This is a genomic window from Streptomyces bungoensis (genome assembly GCF_001514215.1).
GTDB lineage: Bacteria > Actinomycetota > Actinomycetes > Streptomycetales > Streptomycetaceae > Streptomyces > Streptomyces bungoensis.
In genome coordinates, this window is sequence record NZ_KQ948867.1 from 5291 (window position 1) to 24399 (window position 19109).

Here is a 19109-nt window from a genome sequence, read left to right on the forward strand (position 1 = left end):
GTCTGCGCGAGTCCTGCCCCGGACGGGGGAGCCGACCCGGGCGCTGTCGACTGCCGGTGAGTCCCCCCGGGTGCCGCCGCCTGCAGGGGAAGCCATGCAGGTGCTGTCGCCTGGGGGAGAGCCCACACAATCCCTCTCCGAGGCAGGCGAGTCCACCAAGTCGCTGTCGATCGCTGGTGGGACCCACCCGGCGCTGCCGCCTGCCGACGAAGCAACGCAGGTGCTGCCGCCTGCCGGTGAGCCCGCTCAGGTCCTGCCCCGGACGGGCGAGCCGACCCGGGCGCTGTCGCCCGCCGGTGAGTCCACCCGTGCGCTGCCGCCCGTCGGCGAAGCCACGCAGGTGCTGCCGTCCGTCGGCGAAGCCACCCAGGTGCTGCTCCCCGTCGGCGAAGCCACCCAGGTGCTGCGGCCCGTCGGCAAGTCCCCTCAAGCCCTCGCCGCCGAGCACGACGCCACCGTCCACCTGAAGGGCCCGGCCGACGACCCCACCCACGCTCCCACCCCCGACGCCGACTACAGCGCCACCGTTCTCGCCAGCCACTGGATCCAGCGACCCGAACCGGACGGCGACGGCACCCTCCCCGAGGAGCCGTCCGCCGGCAGGGCGCAGCCGGGGCCGGAGGCCGATCGCGCCCAGGGCAGCGTGCTGCGGTTCGGGCCGGGTGTGACCGCCGCCGTCGCCCACCGCACCCACCGGACCCTCCCGGCCCTGGCCGCGCCCGCCGCGGCCCCGCGCCGGCGGTTGCGCCGGCACGCTCTGCCCGCCCTGGTGGTGCTGCTCGTCCTCGCCTTCCTCGCCTGGCAGCGGCTCGGGCCGCCCGTGGCGGTGCGCACCGTGGCGGTGCGGGCCGAGCCGGCGGCTCTCGGGTGCGGGGGCACCGCGGACATCGTCGGCCTAGTCACCACGAACGGCCGCCCGGGGACGCTCTCGTACCGCTGGATCCGCAGCGACGGCACCGCCTCGGGCGTCCTGCGGGAGGTGGTGGTCCGCGGCCAGCGGCAGGCGCGTCTGCACCTGCGCTGGACCTTCCAGGGCGAGGGCCGCCGCACGGCACGCGCCGACCTGCGCATCCTCTCCCCGGCCCACCGGCCGGTCGCCGCCCACCTCACCTACGCCTGCCCCTGAGGCCCGGCGCCCGGGGGCTAGGATCCGGGCCATGGCCCTGACCATGAACGACGTGGAGCGGTTCGAGGCCGCCAGGCCCCGCCTGGAAGCCATCGCCTACCGGCTCCTCGGCTCCGCGAGCGAGGCCGAGGACGCCGTGCAGGACACCTTCCTGCGCTGGCAGGCCGCCGACGTCGGTCGCATCGAGGTCCCCGAGGCCTGGCTGACGAAGGTCCTCACCAACCTGTGCCTCAACCAGCTCACCTCGGCCCGCGCACGCCGCGAGACCTACGTGGGCCAGTGGCTGCCCGAGCCGCTGCTCGCCGGGGACCCGATGCTCGGCCCGGCCGACACCGCCGAACAGCGCGAGTCGGTCTCGTACGCGGTGCTCACCCTGCTGGAGCGCCTGTCCCCGGGCGAGCGGGCGGTGTACGTGCTGCGGGCCGCCTTCGACTACCCGCACCGGGAGATCGCCGAGATCCTCGACATCACCGAGGCCGCCAGCCAGCAGATCTTCCACCGTGCGAAGAAGCACGTCGCGGCCGGGAAGGCGCGCGCCGAGATCGACGGGGCCGCCGCCCGGCGGATCGTCGAGGAGTTCCTCGCGGCGGCCACGAGCGGCCGGACCGAGCCGCTGGTGCGGCTGCTCACCCAGGACGCCGTCGCGATCGGCGACGGCGGCGGGAAGGTCCCGGCCCGGGCCAAGGCGTTCGAGGGCGCCCTCGCGGTCGCGAAGTTCCTGCGGGGCCTGTTCAAGCCCAGCAAGGCCAAGCAGGCGTACGTCGGCGGCTCGCCCGAGGTCCACGCCACGACCGCCAACGGCGGCCCCGCCGTCGTGGGGGTCGTCGACGGCCGGGTCGTCGGCGTCATGTGCCTGGAGATCACCGCGGACGGCATCGCCGCGTTCCGCAGCCAGGTCAACCCCGACAAGCTCGACCGCGCCACCCGGCGGTGGGCGGCAACCGTCCACGGCGAACCCGGGATCGGCGGCTTCTGACCCTGCCCCCGGCCCCGGTGTGAGGTGCTTCACATCGCAGGCCTGTCAGGAAAGGGCGGGCCGCCCGGTTCAAGGGGCGAACCGCCCAGGAGCAGGAGCGATCGAGACAGGAGCAACGAGATGCAGCACCGCATCGTCGTCCTCGGAGCCGGGTACGCCGGAGCCGTCGCCGCCGGGCGCCTCGCCCGGCGGCTGCGCCCCGAGGGCGCCGCCGTGACCCTCGTCAACGCCGAGCCCGACTTCGTCGAACGCGTCCGGATGCACCAGCTCGCGGCCGGCCAGGACCTCGAACCCCGGCCCCTCGCCGAGATGTTCGCGGGCACCGGCGTCGCCGTGCGGACGGCGCGGGTCACCGCCGTCGACGCCGACCGCCGCAGCGTCGCCGTCCTCGGCGCGAACGGCCCCGAGGAACTGGCGTACGACACCCTCGTGTACGCCCTCGGCAGCGGCTGGCACGACCAGGGCGTCCCGGGCGCCGCCGAGCACGCCCACGAGATCGGCTCCCGCGCCGGTGCGCTCCGGCTGCGCGAGCGCCTGGCCGGCCTGGACGCCGGGCAGCCCGTCCTGGTGGTCGGCGGCGGCCTCACCGGGCTGGAGGCCGCGACCGAGCTCGCCGAGGCCCGCCCGGACCTCGACGTCGCCCTCGCCGCGCGCGGCGGCCTCGGCGACTGGCTCTCGCCCAAGGGCCGCCGGCACCTGCGCGGGGCCTGCGGCAGGCTCGGCATCACCGTGCACGAGCACACCGAGGTGACCGGCGTCGAGCCCGACCGCGTCACCACCGCCGACGGCACGTCCCTCCCGGCCGCCGTCACCGTGTGGGCCACCGGCTTCGCCGTCCACCCGATCGCGCGGGCCACCACCCTGGAGGTCACCGGCACGGGCCAGATCGTCGTCGACGCCACCATGCGCTCCGTGTCCCACCTGGACGTGTACGCCATCGGCGACGCCGCCCGGGCGGCGGGCCCGGGCGGCAAGCCGCTGCGGATGTCGTGCGCCTCGGGCGTGCCCACCGCATGGCAGGCCGCGGACGCCATCGCGGCGCGCCTGACCGGCGGCAAGCTCCCGAAGGTGCCGCTGCGCTACTTCAACCAGTGCATCTCGCTGGGCCGCGGGGACGGCCTCATCCAGTACGTCACCGCCGACGACCGCGCGGTCCGGGGCGCCCTGACGGGCCGGCTCGCCGCCGTCTACAAGGAGCTGGTCTGCAAGGGCGCGGCCTGGGGCGTCGCCAACCCGACACTCGGACTGCCGGTCCGGCGCCGCCCCGTCGTAGCGCGGCCGGACCACGCGGGCCAGCAGGACCGGTCAGCTCAGCCGGACCGCTCGGCCCGGTCGGGCCAGTCGGCCCAGCCTGACCAGGCGGCCTCGGGGGCCGAGGCCCCGGCCTGACGCGCGGCGGCGGCTACGGGTCCGGCGGAGGCGGCTCCGGCCCCGCGCCGGCCTCCGCCCCCGCCCCGGCGGGGACGGGAACGCGCCGGGCCACCAGCCGACGGGCGAAGGCCGTCACCGCCATGCCGGTGACGGACACGGCCGGCGCCTGCTCCCCGGCCCGCGCGTTGATCCGTACCGGTTCGTCGGCCGCGGCCTCCGTGATGCCCCCTGACGCCGCCTTCGCGCGCAGGGCGTCGTCGCAGACGGCGGTGACCTGGACCTGCTGCTCCACCGACCGGGTCACCAGCCGCTTGACCTTCACCGCCGCCGTCCCGAAGCGGGCCGTCGCCGACGGGATCAAGCGGACCCCGAACTGACGGGCAGAACCACGTCGGGCCGGCCCCGTCTCCGTCGGAGGCGGGTGGCCGGCCCGGGGGCGTCGGTTTCGTCAGCGGTCGGTGAGCATGCCCTCGCGCAGGCGCGCGAGGGTGCGCGACAGCAGCCGGGAGACGTGCATCTGGGAGACGCCGAGGCGCTCGCCGATCTGGGCCTGGGTGAGCTCCTCGACGAACCGCCAGTGGATGATCTTGCGGTCGCGCTCGTCGAGCTCGGCGATCAGCGGGGCCAGGGTGTGGAAGTCCTCCACGAGCTCCAGGGCCGCGTCCTCGGTGCCGATGAAGTCCTGCAGCGCGGCCTCACCGTCCTCGGTGCCGCCGATGGCGGCGTCCAGGGAGGAGGAGTTGTAGCCGTTGGCGGCCAGCCGGGCCTCCCGGACCTCGTCCTCGGGCAGGCTCATCAGCTGCGACAGCTCCTTGACCGTCGGCGTGCGGCCCAGCCGGCTGCGCAGTTCCTCCGTCGCCCGGGCGAGCTGGCCGCGGGCCTCCTGGAGGCGGCGCGGCACGTGCACGGCCCAGGTGGTGTCGCGGAAGAACCGCTTGATCTCACCGACGATGTACGGGATGGCGAAGGAGGTGAACTCCGCCTCCCGGGACAGCTCGAAGCGGTCGATCGCCTTGATCAGGCCGATCATGCCGACCTGGACGATGTCCTCCATCTCCTCCGGGCCGCGGCTGCGGAAGCGGCCGGCCGCGTAGCGGACCAGGGACATGTTCATCTCGATCAGCGTGTTGCGGGCGTAGCTGTACTCCGGCGTGCCCTCCTCCAGCACCGCCAGCCGCCCGAAGAACAGCCGGGACAGCTCACGGGCGTCCTTGGGCGCCACCTGGGAGGGATCGACGACTTCCGGCAGCTCCTCGGCGGACTGACGACCGGTTGCCTTCGTGCTCACGAGCACCATGCTGTTCCCCTCCCGAGTACGAGTCACACGCCGACCGGGGGCGGTCGACGTCGCGCGGTTACCCCGTAATCCTGCACCTACACACACCTCGGTGCGAATGGGCGAACCCGGGGCCCGGATCCCCGTCGCCCCCTTGGGCCCGCCGGTCCGGGGCACACGGGAAGGGCACCCGGCCGGCGGTCGCTAGGAGGAGACAGTGGTGGAGCAGTCGTCGATGAGAGCGGTGGGCTGGGCACGCTCACTGCCGGTGAGCAGCGGACCGAAGGCGGCCAGGGACTGGACCCGGGAGCACCTGGCGGCGCTCGGCTGGACCCGGACGGCCCCGGACCTGGTGGACTCGGTGCTGCTGACGGTGTCCGAGCTGGTCACGAACGCGCACGTGCACGCCCACAGCCCGGCGCAGCTGATCCTGACCTGGGACGAGGAGTGCCTGCACGTGACCGTGCACGACGCCTCCCCGCGCCTGCCCGAGCCGCGCCCCCCGGAGGAGGACGCGCCGGGAGGGCGGGGCCTGCTCCTCGTCAGCGCGCTGGCCGACGCCTGGCAGACCCACCGCTGCCCCCAGGGCAAGGACGTCATCGCCTGCTTCCAGCCGCCCCGCTCGGCCACCGTCGCCTAGGGGCGCCGCTCACCGGCACCCGCCCGGGTGCCGGGGGCGGGGTGCGGCAGGAGGTGGCGCGGTCCCTTCGCGCGTGCCGTCCCGCCCCCGGCCGCCCTCCGCCTACCCCCGTATCCGCTTTGGAACTCCTTCGGGCGATCTGGCCGCTTCACGTTCCGGCGCATGCCTCAGGGCCCGGCCGCCACGGCGGCCGGGCCCTGAGGAGCGATGCGTGTGTCAGGTGGGGGTCACCATCGGTACCAGCGGCCGCGACCGCCGCCGGAGGTGCTGGAGCGCATGACGAAGCCGAGGAGCCACAGCACCAGCACGGCCACGGCCACCCACCAGAGGATCTTGACGGCGAAACCGGCGCCGAAAAGGATCAGGGCGAGAAGAAGAACGAGAAGCAGGGGAACCATAGTTATCAACCTCCTGCACCTCCGTCTGCCCTTTGTCGGTGCCCTCATTCGTCAATGCGACCTTGTTTGTGAAGGGACCGTGGGGGCACGAGCGTTTCACCGCGACAACGGACGATGACCAGGAGGAGGCGCGTTCCATGACTGCCGGTGAGAAGGCCAAGGCGAAGACCGAGCAGGCCGAGGGCAAGGCCGAGGAGGCGCTGGGAAAGGCCACCGGGAACGGCCGCATGGCCGCCGAGGGCCAGGCGCGGAAGAGCACGGGTGACGCCCGTGAGGCCAAGGAAAAGACGAAGGACGCTTTCCGGCACTGACACCGCCCCCGCGGTATTTCCGGAAAGGGGCCCTCCCGGGCGTGACCGGGACGGCCCCTTTCCCGCGTGCCCGGCCGGCGTGTGGGATTCCGCGGGCGGCTCGCGGGTGTTTTCCGCTCTCCGCGGGGTACGGGTTCCGTTCTGTCATCGGGCGGTCCCGGTTGTGGCAAGGTGGAGGCAGTCGAGGTGTTCTCGGTACGAGTGGGGCAAGCCGGCCAGGCGTCCGTGTTCGTGCTGTGCGGCGAGCTCGACTACGAGAGCGCCGTTCAGCTGCAGGAAGCCGCCGACCGGATGCTCACCGGGGAAGGTGGGCCGAACGTGGTGGTGATCGACTGCGCGGGACTGGACTTCTGCGACTCCTCCGGCATCAACTGCCTGGTCCGGATGTACCAGTCGCTCTCCGCCCACGGCGGTGTGCTGCGCATGGCCGCGATGCCCGCGCCCGTGACGCGGATCTTCACCCTGACGGGGCTGGACCAGGCGATCGCGGTGCACGCCACCGTGCACGAGGCCCTGGCCGCCGGCAGCGGCGTCCGACAGTCCCGCGGCGAGGATGCTCCGAGCTCGCTGCGTTCGGCGAGCGGGAGGTAGCGGGCGATGACCCGTGTTCCACGGCAGCAGCCCTCACCCGGCACCTCCCCGAGTCCCGGCGGGCCCGCCGGCGACGGGACGGAGGGGGACGTCGGCGACCTGTTCCGCCGGCCCTCGGCCGTCTTCGCCTCCCTGGCCGGGCCCGCCCACATGGTGGAGGCCGCCAACGCCGCCTTCTTCACCGTGATCGGCGGCGCCGAGCACGCGCGCACCGGGGCACCGCTGGGGCAGCTGGCGCCGGAACTCGCCGGCCAGGGCTTCCTCCGCCTGCTCGACCGCGTCTACCGCACCGGTGAGCGGCGCACGGCCCCCGCCGTCCGCCTCCTGCTGGGCGACGGCCCCGAGGCGCGCGAGGCCTTCTTCGACTTCACCTACGAGCCCCGGCTGGACTCGGGCGGCAACGTCGTCGGCGTGCGCGTCATCGGCGTGGACACCACCAGGACCGTGCACGCCCAGCGGATCACCGCCGAGCACCGCGCCCTGCTGGAGCAGATAGCCCGCCAGGCTCCCCTGGAACAGGTGCTGGAGGGCATGGCACGCGCCATCGAGGATCTCGTGCCCGAGGAGGTGCTCGTCTCCGTCCTGCTGGCCGGGCCCGACGGACGGCACCTGCGGCACGGCGCCGCGCCGAGCCTGCCCGACTTCTACAACCAGGCCATCGACGGCATCGCCACCGGCGAGGGCGTCGGCTCCTGCGGCACCGCCGCCCACCGGCGCGAGCCGGTCGTCGTCGCCGACATCGCCACCCACCCCTTCTGGGACGACTTCCGCGAGCTGGCGGACCGCGCCCGCCTCGCGGCCTGCTGGTCCACCCCGATCCTGGCCCGCGACGGCTCCCTGCTCGGCACGTTCGCCGTGTACCACCGGGTCCCCCGCGCGCCTCAGGACTCCGACCTCGCCCTGGCCCGGGTCTTCGCCGAGACCGCCGCCCTGGCCATCGAACGCCACCGGACCGAGGAGGCCCGCAAGGCGGCCGAGGCGAAGGAGCGGGCGGCCCGCGCCGACCTCGCCTTCCTGCTGGAGGCCAGCACCCTGCTGACCTCCGACCTGGACCACACCCAGACCCTGCGGCGGCTCGCCGCCCTGTGCTCCCCGAAGCTGGCACCGCTGTGCGCGGTCGACATCGTCCAGTCCGGCCGGGTGCGCCGTATCGCGACCGCCGCGCCCACCGCGGCCGAGCAGGAGGCACTCGCCGCCCACATCCCGGTGTACGACACCGCCGACGACGCGGTCGCCCGCGTCCTGGCCTCCGGCCTCACCGAGGTCGCCCGCCGCGCCCCCACCGGGCCCGGCCCCTGGCGCGACCTGTCGGTCACCGGCTACCTGTGCGTCCCCCTGCTCGACCGCGGCCGCGCTTTCGCCACCCTGACCCTGCTGACCACCGGCGCGGACACCTTCGACGGGCACACGGTCGCCCTGGCCGAGGAACTCGCGCGCCGCGCCGCCTCGGCCGCCCTCAACGCCCGCCAGTACAACCAGCGCGTCACCCTCGCCCGGGACCTCCAGGCCGGTCTCCTGCTCCCCGAGGTCCCGGCCCTCCGCGGCGTCCAGGCCGCCACCTTCTACCATCCCGCCGGCGAGGGGCTGGACATCGGCGGCGACTTCTACGACGTCTTCCCCCTCGCCGACGGCACCTGGGCGTTCCTGCTCGGCGACGTCTGCGGGCGCGGCGCCACCGCCGCCACCACGACCGGCCTCGTCCGGCACACCGCCCGGGCCGTCGCCCCCCTGCTGCCCGAACCCGAGGCCGTCGTCCGGGCCGTCGACAAGGCCCTCCGCGACCGTCCGCACAGCCACGGCACCGGCTTCGTCACCCTCGTCTACGGCCACCTCACGCCCGCCCCGGACGGTGGCGCCGACATCACCTTCGTGCGCGCCGGCCACACCCTGCCGGTCCACATCGACGCCCGGCACACCGCGCGCCCCGTGACCGGCGAGGGCTCCCTCCTCGGCATCGGAGCCGTCCCGCACCTGAAGGCCCACCACCTCCACCTGCGGCCGTCCGAGAGCCTGCTGCTCTACACGGACGGCATCACCGAGGCCCGCAACGACGACGGCGAGCAGTTCGGCGAGGAGCGCCTCGTCCGCACCCTGACCGCCACGGGCCCCGCCCCCACCGCGGACGACGTCATCAAGGACCTGACCCACGCGGTCCGCGCGTTCTCCGGCACCCACGAGATAGACGACGACCAGGCGATCCTGGTCCTGAGGGCGGCACCGCCGACCGACCTGTGACCGAGTGGCGCAGGTCACATCGGCGGCCCGATGACTTCTCCCGCACCCGCCGGTCATGACCGGTGACACGTACGGAAGAGCCCGCAGGCCGAGAGGACACGACCGCCATGACCGCACCCGTGAAGGGCCCCGCGAGCTACTTCCCCTCGATCGAGAAGAAGTACGGCCGCCCGATATCCGAGTGGCAGGCCCTGATCGGCGCCTCGCCGCTGACCAGGCACATGGAGCTCGTCTCCTGGCTGAAGAGCGAGCACGGCCTGGGGCACGGCCACGCGAACGCGCTCGTGGCGCACACCCTCGCGGAGAACACCCTCGCGGAGAACATCGGCAAGTGAAGCCGGCGCCACGCGTGGCGGGACGCTATTTGTGCTTCCCGCCGCCCGTGCGGCCCTTCCCGCCCGCGCTGTCCGTGCCGCCGGTGCCGGTGCCGGTGCTGTTGCCGGAGGCGCCGGTGCGGCCGGAGGTGCCGCTGCCGGAGGCGCCGGTCCCGCCCGCCGCCCCGCTGCTTCCGGTGCCCGCGCTGTCGGAACCGCGGTCGGCGGCGGAGCCGCTCGGTGCGGCCGTCGCCCGGGTCAGCCGCTCGGAGCAGTACGCGGCGACCTCGGACCGGCCGCCGGCCGCCTTGACGAGCTGCCGCCAGACCTTCGCTTCGAGCGCCTTGCCGTGGCCTCCCACCTGCTCGTAGGCGCGGCAGTGGGCCTCGGTGTCCCGGGCGGCCGCCGGTCCGCCCGTGGGCTCGGTGGCGCCGGAGTGCGCTGGCGAGGCCGCGGCGCCCGGCCGGTGCGGGGCGAGGGCCGACGGGTGGGTGGTGTCCCGGTCGGCGCCCCCGCCGCCGTGGGAGGGGCCGACGGAACCGATGGCCGCGACGGCGACGCCGCCCAGCGTGAGGCTGGCGAACACCGCACCGAACGTCATCTTCAGGGAGCGCCGGGGACGCCGCCGGCCGGGTGCCCGCCAGTCGTCCCGGCGCCGGGCGTGCGCCCGGTGAGCGCCCGTGTCGCGGGCGGCCCGGAAGGCGGCCACGGCCCGCTGCTCGGCCCGCGGGTCGAGCGTCTCCGTGCGCAGGGCGGCGGACAGAAACGTTTCCAGGGCGGCGTCGTCGCCCCTGTCCGCGGAGCCGGACAGGACGCCGCCAGGCCCACGTCGGCGGCCCGGAACTCCGCCGCCGCTCAGCCCTTCACCCATGTCCGCTTCCGTCCTGTCCCACAGAGTCCGTTCCTTCGGCACGCCGGTCCGCCGCCGCCGTCGTTCATGTCGACTTCCCCAGCGCGCGGTGAGCCCCTTGCGTCACACCTTCCTCGGCCTCGTCCCCGATGCCCAGCTGGCGGGCGAGCCGTTTCAGGCCCCGGTGGGCGGCGGTGCGCACCGCTCCCGGGCGCTTGCCGAGGACGCGGGCGGCGGCGGGGCCGTCCAGGCCGACGACGACCCGCAGGAGCACGGCCTCGGCCTGGTCCCGGGGCAGTCCGCGGACCATCTCCAGGGCCCGCTCGGTGGAGAGGGACTCCAGCGCCTGGTCATGGGTGCTGTGCGCGCCGGGCAGGTCCAGCAGGTCCTGTTCGGTCCCTCCCGCCCGGGGCCGCACGCGCTGGCGCCGCAGGTGGTCCAGGGCCCGGTGCCGGGCGATGGTCGCGGTCCAGCCACGGAAGCCCGCGCCGTCGCCCTTGAACCGTCCGAGGTCGCGGGCTATCTCCAGCCAGGCGTCGGACGCCACGTCCTCGGCGTCGTCGCCGACGATGCCGCGCAGGTAGCCGAGCAGGCCCGGCTGCACGATCCGGTAGGCGACCGCGAAGGCGGTCTCGTCGCCGTCCTGGGCCCGCTCGACCGCCGCGCCCAGTTCCCCGTCGCGCGCGTGCGCGCGCCGGGGCTGCCGTACCTGGCCCAAGATCGTCCTCGTTCGCGCCTGTTCGTAGCGACTGCCCGCCGTCCGCCGCGCTCCGGTCGCACCGACGGCCCCTGATGTTCAGCGTCCGCCCTCACGGAAGTGTCACAACGCCCCAGAGGTCCTTCACGTCCCGCCGGTGTCCCGTCCCGGCCGGGTGACGCTTCGCGCGGCCTCTGCGCTGGGGGAATACCGGGCGCGGTACCGGTCGGGACCCCCGGGCGGCCGCCCGGGGGTGCCGGCGCCGTGACCGCTTCCCGGGACTCCTCCGCGTGCCGTCCGTGACTCCCCCCGTGGGCGGCACGCGGAGGGACGGGACGGCCGGGGCCCCGACCACTGACCGAGGTCCCGGCCGTCCCGCGTGACGGCTCGGCGCCCCCGTGCGCTCCTCCTGGCATGAGTGCCTACCTCCGTCTGCGCGCGGTGCCGCCCCCGGCCCTGCGCAACAGCGCGAACTGGCTGGAACGGTGTTTCGAGGGCGACGCGAAGACCGTCCGCCGCTACCGGGACCAGGAGCGCATCTACGCCGGTGTTCCCCCGCACCCCCCGGTCCGGTGCCGGCCCGGGGCCCAGGTGGTGCTCGGCGGCCGGCCGGTGTTCCGGGCCGACCGGCACAGGCCGCCGTTCCTGGTGCTGACGGCGGCGCAGACCCGCCGGGTGGCCGGGTTCCTGGCGGCGGCCGACTTCGACGCGCTGTGGGACTTCGCCCGGGACGCCCTGCTGCCGCGCTACGGCGGCACGGCCGCGGAGTCCGAGACGTGGGGCGCGTTCGCGGCGGCGCACCAGGAGCTGAGGGCGTTCTACGCGCGCACGGCCGAGCACGGCGACGCGGTCGTGAAGTGGCTGCCCGAGGCCTGAGGTGTAACGGTTCCGGGCCGCCGCGCTCTGTCCATGCGGACGGCCGCGTCGGCCGGCCGGTCAGGACAGGGGACACGACTCGTGCAGTGGACGGACGAAAACGGCGCGTACGGCGGCGACCCGTACGGCGCCGCCGGGTACGGGTACGCCTGCGGCCGGGACGGCGGCGCCGACCCCACCGGACCCGGCCACCTCGCCACGACGGCGTGGGACACGCCCGGCGCACCCCGCGGCCACGGCGACGTCCTCACCGCGTTCTCCCCGCGGCCCGGCACGTACGGCCTTCCCCCGCAGCCCGGCTCCTACGACCTTCCCCAGCAGCCCGGCGGGTATGCCGTCCCCCCGGAACCCGATCCGTCCACCCGCCCCGCGCAGGGGGACACGGCGGAGGGCGAGCCGGTGCGGCCGGTCTTCGTGGACTCCTCGGGGCGCCGCCAGCGCCGCGTGCTGCGCGCCGCCCGATTGCTGGTGATCCCCGCAGGCGGCTACGTCGCCCTGCTGGTCAGCACGGTGCTGGGCGGTCCCACCGTCAGCGCCCCGTTCGTCCCGCAGCCGCAGACCGCCGGTTCGGCCACGCACCGCGCGACCGCCCCCGAACCCTCGTCCGACACCGGCCACCCGGCGGCCGGCGCCGGCTCCACGGCCGCGTCCTCCCGCCCCCGGGCGCGACGGACGACCTCGGGTCCGACCGCCCGGTCCACGGCCTCGACCGCCCCCGCGGCCGGCGCCGGAACCACCGCGGGCCCCACCGCCACCACCACCCCGACGGCCACCGCCGCTCCGGCCCCCGCCTCTTCCCCCCGCGGACATGCCCTCGGCGTGTCCCACAAGCCCGTGAAGTGACCCGAGGCCCCGACGTGACCGATCGCCGCACCGCTCCCCGCCGCCACGGCCGTACCCGCCAGATCACTCCCCGCACGCACTGGCTGCTGCTGAGCGTGCTCGCGGTGACCCTCTCGACGGCTCTCCTGCTGCAGGGCTACACCCACCACATGTTCGGGATCACCTCGGACGACGTGACCGGCGCCCGCGGACGCAGCGCGGCGGTGCCCGCCCGGGTGACCCACGGCGGCCCGGTGATCGCGAACGCCGCCGGCGCCGTGCACACCGCCCGCCCCGGGACCCGCACGATCGCCCTCACCTTCGACGACGGGCCCGACCCCGTCTGGACGCCGCGCATCCTCGACGTGCTGCGCCGCAACCACGTGGAAGCGACCTTCTTCGTCGTCGGGACCGAGGTCGTGGACCATCCCGACCTGGTCCGCCGGATCGTCGCCGAGGGCCACCAGATCGGCATCCACACCTTCACCCACGCCGACCTGTCCCACCTCGCCCCCTGGCAGCGCTCCCTGGAACTGCGCGAGACGCAGCTGGCCGTGGCCGGCGCGGCCGGGGTCACCACCGCACTGCTGAGACCGCCGTACTCCTCGCGGAACGACGCGCTGGACGACGCCGGCTGGTCCGTCCTGAAGCAGGCCGACACGGCGGGCTACGTCACGGTGCTCTCCACCCAGGACGCCGAGGACTGGCAGCGGCCCGGCACGGGCCGCATCCTCGCGAACGCCACCCCGCACGGGCACGCCGGGCAGATCCTGCTGATGCACGACGGCGGCGGCGACCGCTCCCAGACCGTCGCCGCCCTGAACACCCTGATCCCCCGGCTCAAGGCGCGGGGCTTCCGCTTCACGACGGCCGGCGCGGCGGTCGGCATGGCCGGCCCCGTCCAGCCCGCCGGGCTCGGCGACCACCTCCAGGGGATGGCCCTCATCACGGCGCTGCGGACCGGCGACCGGTCCGTGTGGCTGCTGGGCGTGCTGATGTGCGCGGCCGGCGCGATCAGCGTGCTGCGCGCGGTGGTCCTGGTGGTCGCGGCCCGACGCCACCGGCGGCAGCGGACCGGGCGCCGGGCCAGGTCCTGGGGGCCGCCGGTGACCGAGCCGGTCAGCGTGATCGTCCCCGCGTACAACGAGAGCGCCGGGATCGAGGCGGCCGTGCGGTCCCTGCTCGCCTCGGACCATCCGGTGGAGATCATCGTGGTGGACGACGGCTCCACCGACGGCACCGCCGACCTGGTGGAGTCGCTGCGGCTGCCGGGGGTGCGGGTGATCCGGCAGGAGAACGCGGGGAAACCGGCCGCGCTCAACACCGGGCTCGCCGCGGCCTCCTGCGAGCTGGTCGTCATGGTCGACGGCGACACGGTCTTCGACACCGACACCGTCGACGCGATCGTGCAGCCCTTCGCCGACCCCCGGGTGGGCGCCGTCTCCGGCAACGCCAAGGTCGTCAACCGCGGTGGGCTGCTGGGCCGTTGGCAGCACATCGAGTACGTGGTCGGGTTCAACCTCGACCGCCGGCTGTTCGACCTCGCCGAGTGCATGCCGACCGTGCCGGGAGCCGTCGGGGCGTTCCGGCGCCGGGCGCTGCTGGACCTCGGCGGCGTCAGCGACGTCACCCTCGCCGAGGACACCGACCTCACCATGGCGCTGTGCCGCGACGGCTGGCGCGTGGTGTACGAGGAGGGCGCGGTGGCCTGGACCGAGGCGCCCGCGTCCCTGAACGCCCTGTGGCGGCAGCGGTACCGCTGGTGCTACGGCACCCTCCAGGCGATGTGGAAGCACCGCGGTGCCCTGGTCCAGCGCGGTGCCGCCGGGAAACTGGGCCGCCGGGGCCTGGTCTACCTGCTCCTCTTCCAGGTGCTGCTGCCCCTGCTCGCGCCGGCCGTGGACATCTTCGCCGTGTACGGCCTGCTCTTCCTGGACCCGGTCCGGATCGCCGGCCTGTGGCTGGCGTTCCTGCTGATGCAGCTCGGCATGGGCCTGTACGCCTTCCGCCTGGACGGCGAGCGCCCCGGCCCGCTGTGGAGCCTGCCGCTCCAGCAGTTCGTCTACCGCCAGCTCATGTACCTGGTGGTGATCCAGTCCGTCTTCACCGCCGTGTCCGGCTCGCGCCTGCGCTGGCAGCGCATGGAGCGCTACGGCACCCTGCGGGCGCCGGGTCCCTCCGGGGGTGACGGGGCAGCGGCCACGTGGCCGGGGCCGGAGGCCGACGGGGGAGCGGCGCGGCCGCAACCGCACACGGCCGTCTCCTCGCCCCCTCCCGGCCCGATCGACCCGTACGCGGGGGCCCCGGGCCCGGGCCCGCAGGTGTCGGCTCCGGTCTCCGGCTCGTACGCGGCGACCCCGGGCTCCGGCCCGCACGTGTCGGCTCCGGCCTCGGGCTCACACGTGGCGGCCCCAGGTTCAGACCCGTACGTCGCGTCCCCGGGCCCCGGCCCGTACCTGCCCGCTCCGGACTCGGGACCGTACCCGCCCGCTCCGGGTACAGGTCCGAACACGGCCGCTCCGGGCTCCGCACGGTACGCGGGGGCGCCGGGTCCCGGCCCCTCCACGGCCGCTCCGGGTTCCGCGCGGTACGCGGGAGCCCCGGGTCCCGGCCCGTACCCGCCCGCTCCGGGTTCCGCAAGGTACGCGGGGGCGCCGGGTCCCGGCCCCTCCACGGCCGCTCCGGGTTCCGCACCGTACGCGGGAGCCCCGGGAGCCCCGGGGGCCCCGGGGGCCCCGGCCCCAGCACCGCACGCCCCCGCCCCGGACCCCTGGTCGTACCCGCAGCCGGAGCCGTACGCCCCCCACCCGCAGCCGGGCCCTCCTCCTCCCGCGCCGCCCCACGACACCACCCGCTGGTACTGAAAGGAAAGTGATCCGAGCCCATGGGCGGAACCCGGCGCCGACCGGCGCAGCGCACCGTCACCGGCAGCCGTGCGGCGGGTCACCGCGGTACGAGGCGTGCCGCATCGCGCCGACGCCTGGTCGACTATCCGCGGACAGACCGGGCGGGGGTGCGCCGCTGGCTGCCGTCGTGGCGGCAGGTGCTGGGGTCGTCCCTGCTAGGTGTCGGCGCCGTGGCCGCGGCCGTCGGGTACGCCTACGCCACGACGACCATCCCGGACCCCAACCCCTCGACGCTGCTGCAGAACAACGTCTACTACTGGTCCGACGGCACGGTTCTGGCGACCGACGGCACCGTCAACCGGGAGAACGTGTCCCTCGCGCAGGTCCCGGCGGACGTGCAGGGGGACTTCATCGCCGCCGAGAACGCCTCCTTCTACACCGACCCGGGCATCGACCCGCAGGGCATCGCCCGCGCCGTCGCGCACATGGCCGAGGGCGGTTCCGTCCAGTCGGGTTCGACGATCACCCAGCAGTTCGTCAAGAACACCTACCTCGACCAGTCGCAGACGCTCTCGCGCAAGTTCAGGGAGCTGCTGATCTCCGTGAAGATCGGCGCGAGCATGAGCAAGCAGCAGATCCTCCAGGGCTACCTGAACACCTGCTACTTCGGCCGGCAGGCCAACGGCGTCCAGGCCGCCGCCCGCGTGTACTACGGCGTCCCGGTCGAGAAGCTGAACGTGAGCCAGGGCGCCTTCCTCGCCGCCGCGGTCAACGAGCCGAGCCTCTTCCAGCACGCCGACTCCGACCCCGGGGCGCGGGCGCAGGCGCGGGCACGCTGGTCCTGGGTGCTCGACCGCATGGTGGAGACCGGAAAGCTGACGCGGGCGCAGCGCGCCCGGTACGCGGCGGCCGGTTTCCCCGCGCCCAGGAAGTGGGCCCCCGGCTCGGCGCTCACCGGCCAGGCCGGCTACCTGGCCCAGCTGGCCCGGGCCTACGTCCAGCAGCACGATCCCGGCGTCACCGACAGCAGCCTGAGCCGGGGCGGCTACCAGATCCACACCACCTTCGACCGCAAGAGGACGGCGGACCTCGCCCGGGCCGTCGCCGAGGTGCGCGCGCAGCGCCTCGACCCCCGCCACCGGAAGGCCGACCGGGACGTCCAGGTCGGCGCCGCCTCGGTGGACCCGGCGACCGGCCGGATCCTGGCCGTCTACGGCGGCCCCGGGTACGGCAAGGGCCACTACGCGGACAACGCCGACACCTCCGGCGTCCCGGTGGGCTCCACCTTCAAACCCGTCGTCCTCGCCTCCGCACTCCAGTACGGAGCCGTGCTGGAACCCGGCGCGTCCCCGGCGACGATCACCCCGGCCAGCAGATTCGACGGCGACGACGGCATCCGGATCAAGGACCGGCAGGGCGCCTACGTCACCGACGACAAGGACCCCACCGGCCTGCTCCACCAGCACAACGACACCCCGCAGCGCTGGGGGTACATCTCGCTGCGCAAGGCGATGGAGCAGTCGGTCAACACGCCGTACGTGCAGCTGGGCGAGGACGTCGGCTATCCCGGGGTGGCCCGGACGGCGAAGGCCCTGGGCCTGCGCTCCGAGAGCCTCGCGGCGCCCAGCGCCGGCTTCTACATCGGCACCTCCACGCCGAGCGCCATCCGCATGGCGGGTGCCTACGCGACGTTCGCCGCCTCCGGGACGCAGAGCACGCCGTACTCGGTGACCCGGGTGACCCACGACGGGGCGGTGCTGCCCGGGTTCAGGGCCCCCACCCCCGTACGGGCCCTGCCGTCGGCGGTCGCCGACAACGTGACGGACGTCCTGCGGGGCGTCATCGCGCGCGGCACGGGCACCAAGGCGCAGGCCCTCGGCCGGACCGCGGCGGGCAAGACCGGCACCACCGACGACTACCGGTCGGCCTGGTTCGTCGGCTACACCCGTCAGCTCGCCACCTCGGTGGTGCTGTTCAAGGAGGACGCGACCCACCCGCAGCTGCAGTCCCTGGTGGGCGTCGGCGGCCTGCGGAAGGTGTTCGGCGGCGACATCCCGACCGAGATCTGGACCCGGTACATGCGCGACGCCCTGGCCGGCCGGCCCGACCTGCCGTTCCCGGACCCCGCGCCCCTCGGCCACGGCAGCGACGAGCCCGGCGTCCCCTCCGCCTCCCCGTCCCCGTCCCCGTCCCCCACCGCACGTCCGGGCAGGCCCGGCCGGCACGCGACCGCCACCGCCGCCCCCGGGCCGGGCGCTCCGACGGCGCGCCCGTGCCACGGCCGGAAGTGCCGTTGACCATCGGCCCGGGTGAGGCGTCACCCGGGCCGATGGTCAAGCCATGGAAGGGCAGATTCTCGGCCACGGCTTGCCCGGCGGCGTCCCACGATCCGCCCAGCAAAGGCAAAAGAAACGGTTGTGGCTTCAACGTCATCTTGTTGACGTGGCCCCGACATACGTAGGTTCCTCGCGACCTCGGCACACCCGAGCCGAGGCCGCATCGCGCACCCCCCACACCTTCCCGGTTCACCCACCAAGCGAAGGACGTACGTTGCGCAGAACCGTTTCCCTCACCGCTGTGGCCACGCTCGCCACGGCCGCCCTCGCCCTGGCCGCCCCCCTCGGCCAGGCGGCCCCGGCCACCGCCTCCCACGGCGTCAGCGTCGCGCACGCCTGCGCCGCCCCGACGAAGAAGGGCGACATGGCCTGCAACGCCCTGCAGGTCACCGCGGGCACCCCGAAGTCGGCGCATGCCGAGAGCGACCTCACCGCCGCCGCCGCGCCCTCCGGCTACGGCCCCGCCTCCCTCCAGGCGGCGTACAACCTGCCCTCCGCGAGCGGCGGTTCGGGCCAGACGGTGGCGATCGTCGACGCCTACGACGACCCGAACGCCGAGTCCGACCTCGCCACCTACCGCTCCCAGTACGGCCTGTCGGCCTGCACCACCGCCAACGGCTGCTTCAAGAAGGTCGACCAGACCGGCGGCACCAAGTACCCGCGCGGCAACTCCGGCTGGGGCGAGGAGATATCCCTCGACCTCGACATGGTCAGCGCGGCCTGCCCGAACTGCAAGATCCTCCTGGTGGAGGCCAGTTCGTCGAGCATGACCAACCTGGGCACGGCCGTGAACACCGCCGTGAACCTCGGCGCGAAGTTCGTCTCCAACAGCTACGGCGGCTCCGAGTCCTCCAGCGACGCGACCTACGACTCCAGCTACTTCAACCACCCGGGCGTCGCCATCACCGTCTCCTCCGGTGACAACGGCTACGGCGTGGAGTACCCGGCCGCCTCCAAGTACGTGACGGCGGTGGGCGGCACGTCCCTGAAGACGTCCTCCACCACCCGCGGCTGGACCGACACGGTGTGGAGCGGGGCGGGCTCCGGCTGCTCCGCGTACGACGCCAAGCCGAGCTGGCAGAAGGACTCCGGCTGCGCGAAGCGGACGGTCGCCGACGTCTCGGCGGTCGCCGACCCGAACACCGGTGTCGCGGTGTACGACACCTACGGCCAGGGCAGCGGCTGGATGGTCTTCGGCGGCACCAGCGCCTCGTCCCCGCTGATCGCGGCGACCTACGCGCTCGCCGGCAGCCCGTCGGCCGGCTCCACCCCGGCGTCCTTCCCGTACGCGCACACCTCGGCCCTGTACGACGTCACCAGCGGCTCCAACGGCAGCTGCGGCGGCTCCTACCTCTGCACCGGCACCACCGGCTACGACGGCCCGACCGGCCTCGGCGTCCCGAACGGCACCGCGGCGTTCACCGGCTGACCTCCGGCCTCACCT

The 19109-nt window shown here is 74.7% G+C and carries 18 protein-coding genes; 13 read left to right on the forward strand and 5 right to left on the reverse strand.

Annotated elements, in window-relative coordinates; genetic code table 11:
• The first annotated feature begins 94 nt into the window (after positions 1–94).
• The 3 genes from AQJ66_RS40350 to AQJ66_RS27235 all read left to right on the forward strand — a co-directional run bounded on the left by AQJ66_RS40350 (position 95) and on the right by AQJ66_RS27235 (position 3491).
• A complete protein-coding gene (locus AQJ66_RS40350; protein WP_244162953.1) occupies positions 95–1126 on the forward strand; it encodes a hypothetical protein in 1032 nt (343 codons plus the stop codon).
• Between the two features lie 31 nt (positions 1127–1157).
• A complete protein-coding gene (gene sigJ / locus AQJ66_RS27230; RefSeq protein ID WP_061927355.1) occupies positions 1158–2102 on the forward strand; it encodes an RNA polymerase sigma factor SigJ in 945 nt (314 codons plus the stop codon).
• Positions 2103–2222: 120 nt separating this feature from the next.
• Positions 2223–3491, forward strand: coding sequence for an NAD(P)/FAD-dependent oxidoreductase (locus AQJ66_RS27235; RefSeq protein WP_079060458.1), 1269 nt, complete (start codon positions 2223–2225; stop codon positions 3489–3491).
• A 13-nt stretch (positions 3492–3504) separates the two neighbouring features.
• Here the strand turns inward: AQJ66_RS27235 and AQJ66_RS27240 are convergent, their stop codons facing one another.
• Together AQJ66_RS27240 and AQJ66_RS27245 are read right to left on the reverse strand one after the other, a co-directional pair.
• Complete coding sequence (locus AQJ66_RS27240) at positions 3505–3834, reverse strand: hypothetical protein (protein ID WP_061927356.1); 330 nt, start codon at positions 3832–3834, stop codon at positions 3505–3507.
• 87 nt (positions 3835–3921) lie between these two features.
• On the reverse strand, positions 3922–4770 hold the full coding sequence (locus AQJ66_RS27245; RefSeq protein ID WP_061927357.1) for an RNA polymerase sigma factor SigF: 849 nt from the start codon (positions 4768–4770) through the stop codon (positions 3922–3924).
• 214 nt (positions 4771–4984) lie between these two features.
• On the opposite strand from AQJ66_RS27245, the gene AQJ66_RS27250 reads away from it, so the two are divergent.
• Entirely contained in the window at positions 4985–5389 is a 405-nt protein-coding gene (locus AQJ66_RS27250; protein WP_167359191.1) for an ATP-binding protein, read from the forward strand.
• 227 nt (positions 5390–5616) lie between these two features.
• Here the strand turns inward: AQJ66_RS27250 and AQJ66_RS27255 are convergent, their stop codons facing one another.
• Entirely contained in the window at positions 5617–5787 is a 171-nt protein-coding gene (locus AQJ66_RS27255; protein ID WP_061927359.1) for a hypothetical protein, read from the reverse strand.
• Positions 5788–5924: 137 nt separating this feature from the next.
• Between AQJ66_RS27255 and AQJ66_RS37805 the strand changes: the two genes are divergently transcribed.
• From AQJ66_RS37805 to AQJ66_RS27270, 4 genes are all read left to right on the forward strand, one after another.
• Positions 5925–6098 carry a CsbD family protein gene (locus tag AQJ66_RS37805; protein ID WP_079060460.1) on the forward strand — a complete coding sequence of 58 codons (174 nt, stop codon included), beginning with the start codon at positions 5925–5927 and terminating at the stop codon, positions 6096–6098.
• Positions 6099–6284: 186 nt separating this feature from the next.
• Complete coding sequence (locus AQJ66_RS27260) at positions 6285–6689, forward strand: STAS domain-containing protein (protein WP_159052652.1); 405 nt, start codon at positions 6285–6287, stop codon at positions 6687–6689.
• A gap of 6 nt (positions 6690–6695) precedes the next feature.
• Positions 6696–8924, forward strand: a complete 2229-nt coding sequence (locus AQJ66_RS27265) for a SpoIIE family protein phosphatase (protein WP_079060462.1) — start codon at positions 6696–6698, stop codon at positions 8922–8924.
• Positions 8925–9031: 107 nt separating this feature from the next.
• Positions 9032–9259 (forward strand): DUF4287 domain-containing protein, encoded by a 228-nt coding sequence (locus AQJ66_RS27270; RefSeq protein ID WP_061927361.1) that lies wholly within the window; start codon positions 9032–9034, stop codon positions 9257–9259.
• Between the two features lie 25 nt (positions 9260–9284).
• On the opposite strand, the gene AQJ66_RS27275 is transcribed toward AQJ66_RS27270, so the two are convergent.
• Positions 9285–10109, reverse strand: coding sequence for a hypothetical protein (locus AQJ66_RS27275; RefSeq protein WP_061927362.1), 825 nt, complete (start codon positions 10107–10109; stop codon positions 9285–9287).
• A gap of 64 nt (positions 10110–10173) precedes the next feature.
• On the reverse strand, positions 10174–10806 hold the full coding sequence (locus AQJ66_RS27280; RefSeq protein WP_061927364.1) for an RNA polymerase sigma factor: 633 nt from the start codon (positions 10804–10806) through the stop codon (positions 10174–10176).
• A 393-nt stretch (positions 10807–11199) separates the two neighbouring features.
• Between AQJ66_RS27280 and AQJ66_RS27285 the strand changes: the two genes are divergently transcribed.
• The 5 genes from AQJ66_RS27285 to AQJ66_RS27305 all read left to right on the forward strand — a co-directional run bounded on the left by AQJ66_RS27285 (position 11200) and on the right by AQJ66_RS27305 (position 19094).
• Entirely contained in the window at positions 11200–11661 is a 462-nt protein-coding gene (locus AQJ66_RS27285) for a DUF1877 family protein (protein WP_061927366.1), read from the forward strand.
• Between the two features lie 81 nt (positions 11662–11742).
• A complete protein-coding gene (locus AQJ66_RS27290) occupies positions 11743–12504 on the forward strand; it encodes a hypothetical protein (protein WP_061927368.1) in 762 nt (253 codons plus the stop codon).
• Between the two features lie 14 nt (positions 12505–12518).
• Positions 12519–15347, forward strand: coding sequence for a glycosyltransferase (locus AQJ66_RS27295; RefSeq protein ID WP_244162954.1), 2829 nt, complete (start codon positions 12519–12521; stop codon positions 15345–15347).
• A gap of 212 nt (positions 15348–15559) precedes the next feature.
• The gene (locus tag AQJ66_RS27300; protein WP_159052653.1) at positions 15560–17626 is read left to right on the forward strand and encodes a transglycosylase domain-containing protein; all 2067 of its coding nucleotides are present in this window, start codon (positions 15560–15562) and stop codon (positions 17624–17626) included.
• Positions 17627–17879: 253 nt separating this feature from the next.
• Positions 17880–19094, forward strand: coding sequence for a S53 family peptidase (locus AQJ66_RS27305; protein WP_061927372.1), 1215 nt, complete (start codon positions 17880–17882; stop codon positions 19092–19094).
• Positions 19095–19109: the final 15 nt, after the last annotated feature.

Bases quoted from the DNA above. Each gene is read 5' to 3' on its own strand.
- AQJ66_RS27285 (WP_061927366.1), top strand. From the start codon at position 11,200: ATGAGTGCCTACCTCCGTCTGCGCGCGGTGCCGCCCCCGGCCCTGCGC.
- AQJ66_RS40350 (WP_244162953.1), top strand. From the start codon at position 95: ATGCAGGTGCTGTCGCCTGGGGGAGAGCCCACACAATCCCTCTCCGAG.
- AQJ66_RS27235 (WP_079060458.1), top strand. From the start codon at position 2,223: ATGCAGCACCGCATCGTCGTCCTCGGAGCCGGGTACGCCGGAGCCGTC.
- AQJ66_RS27275 (WP_061927362.1), bottom strand. From the start codon at position 10,109: ATGGGTGAAGGGCTGAGCGGCGGCGGAGTTCCGGGCCGCCGACGTGGG.
- AQJ66_RS27245 (WP_061927357.1), bottom strand. From the start codon at position 4,770: ATGGTGCTCGTGAGCACGAAGGCAACCGGTCGTCAGTCCGCCGAGGAG.
- AQJ66_RS37805 (WP_079060460.1), top strand. From the start codon at position 5,925: ATGACTGCCGGTGAGAAGGCCAAGGCGAAGACCGAGCAGGCCGAGGGC.
- sigJ (WP_061927355.1), top strand. From the start codon at position 1,158: ATGGCCCTGACCATGAACGACGTGGAGCGGTTCGAGGCCGCCAGGCCC.
- AQJ66_RS27265 (WP_079060462.1), top strand. From the start codon at position 6,696: ATGACCCGTGTTCCACGGCAGCAGCCCTCACCCGGCACCTCCCCGAGT.
- AQJ66_RS27255 (WP_061927359.1), bottom strand. From the start codon at position 5,787: ATGGTTCCCCTGCTTCTCGTTCTTCTTCTCGCCCTGATCCTTTTCGGC.
- AQJ66_RS27270 (WP_061927361.1), top strand. From the start codon at position 9,032: ATGACCGCACCCGTGAAGGGCCCCGCGAGCTACTTCCCCTCGATCGAG.
- AQJ66_RS27250 (WP_167359191.1), top strand. From the start codon at position 4,985: ATGAGAGCGGTGGGCTGGGCACGCTCACTGCCGGTGAGCAGCGGACCG.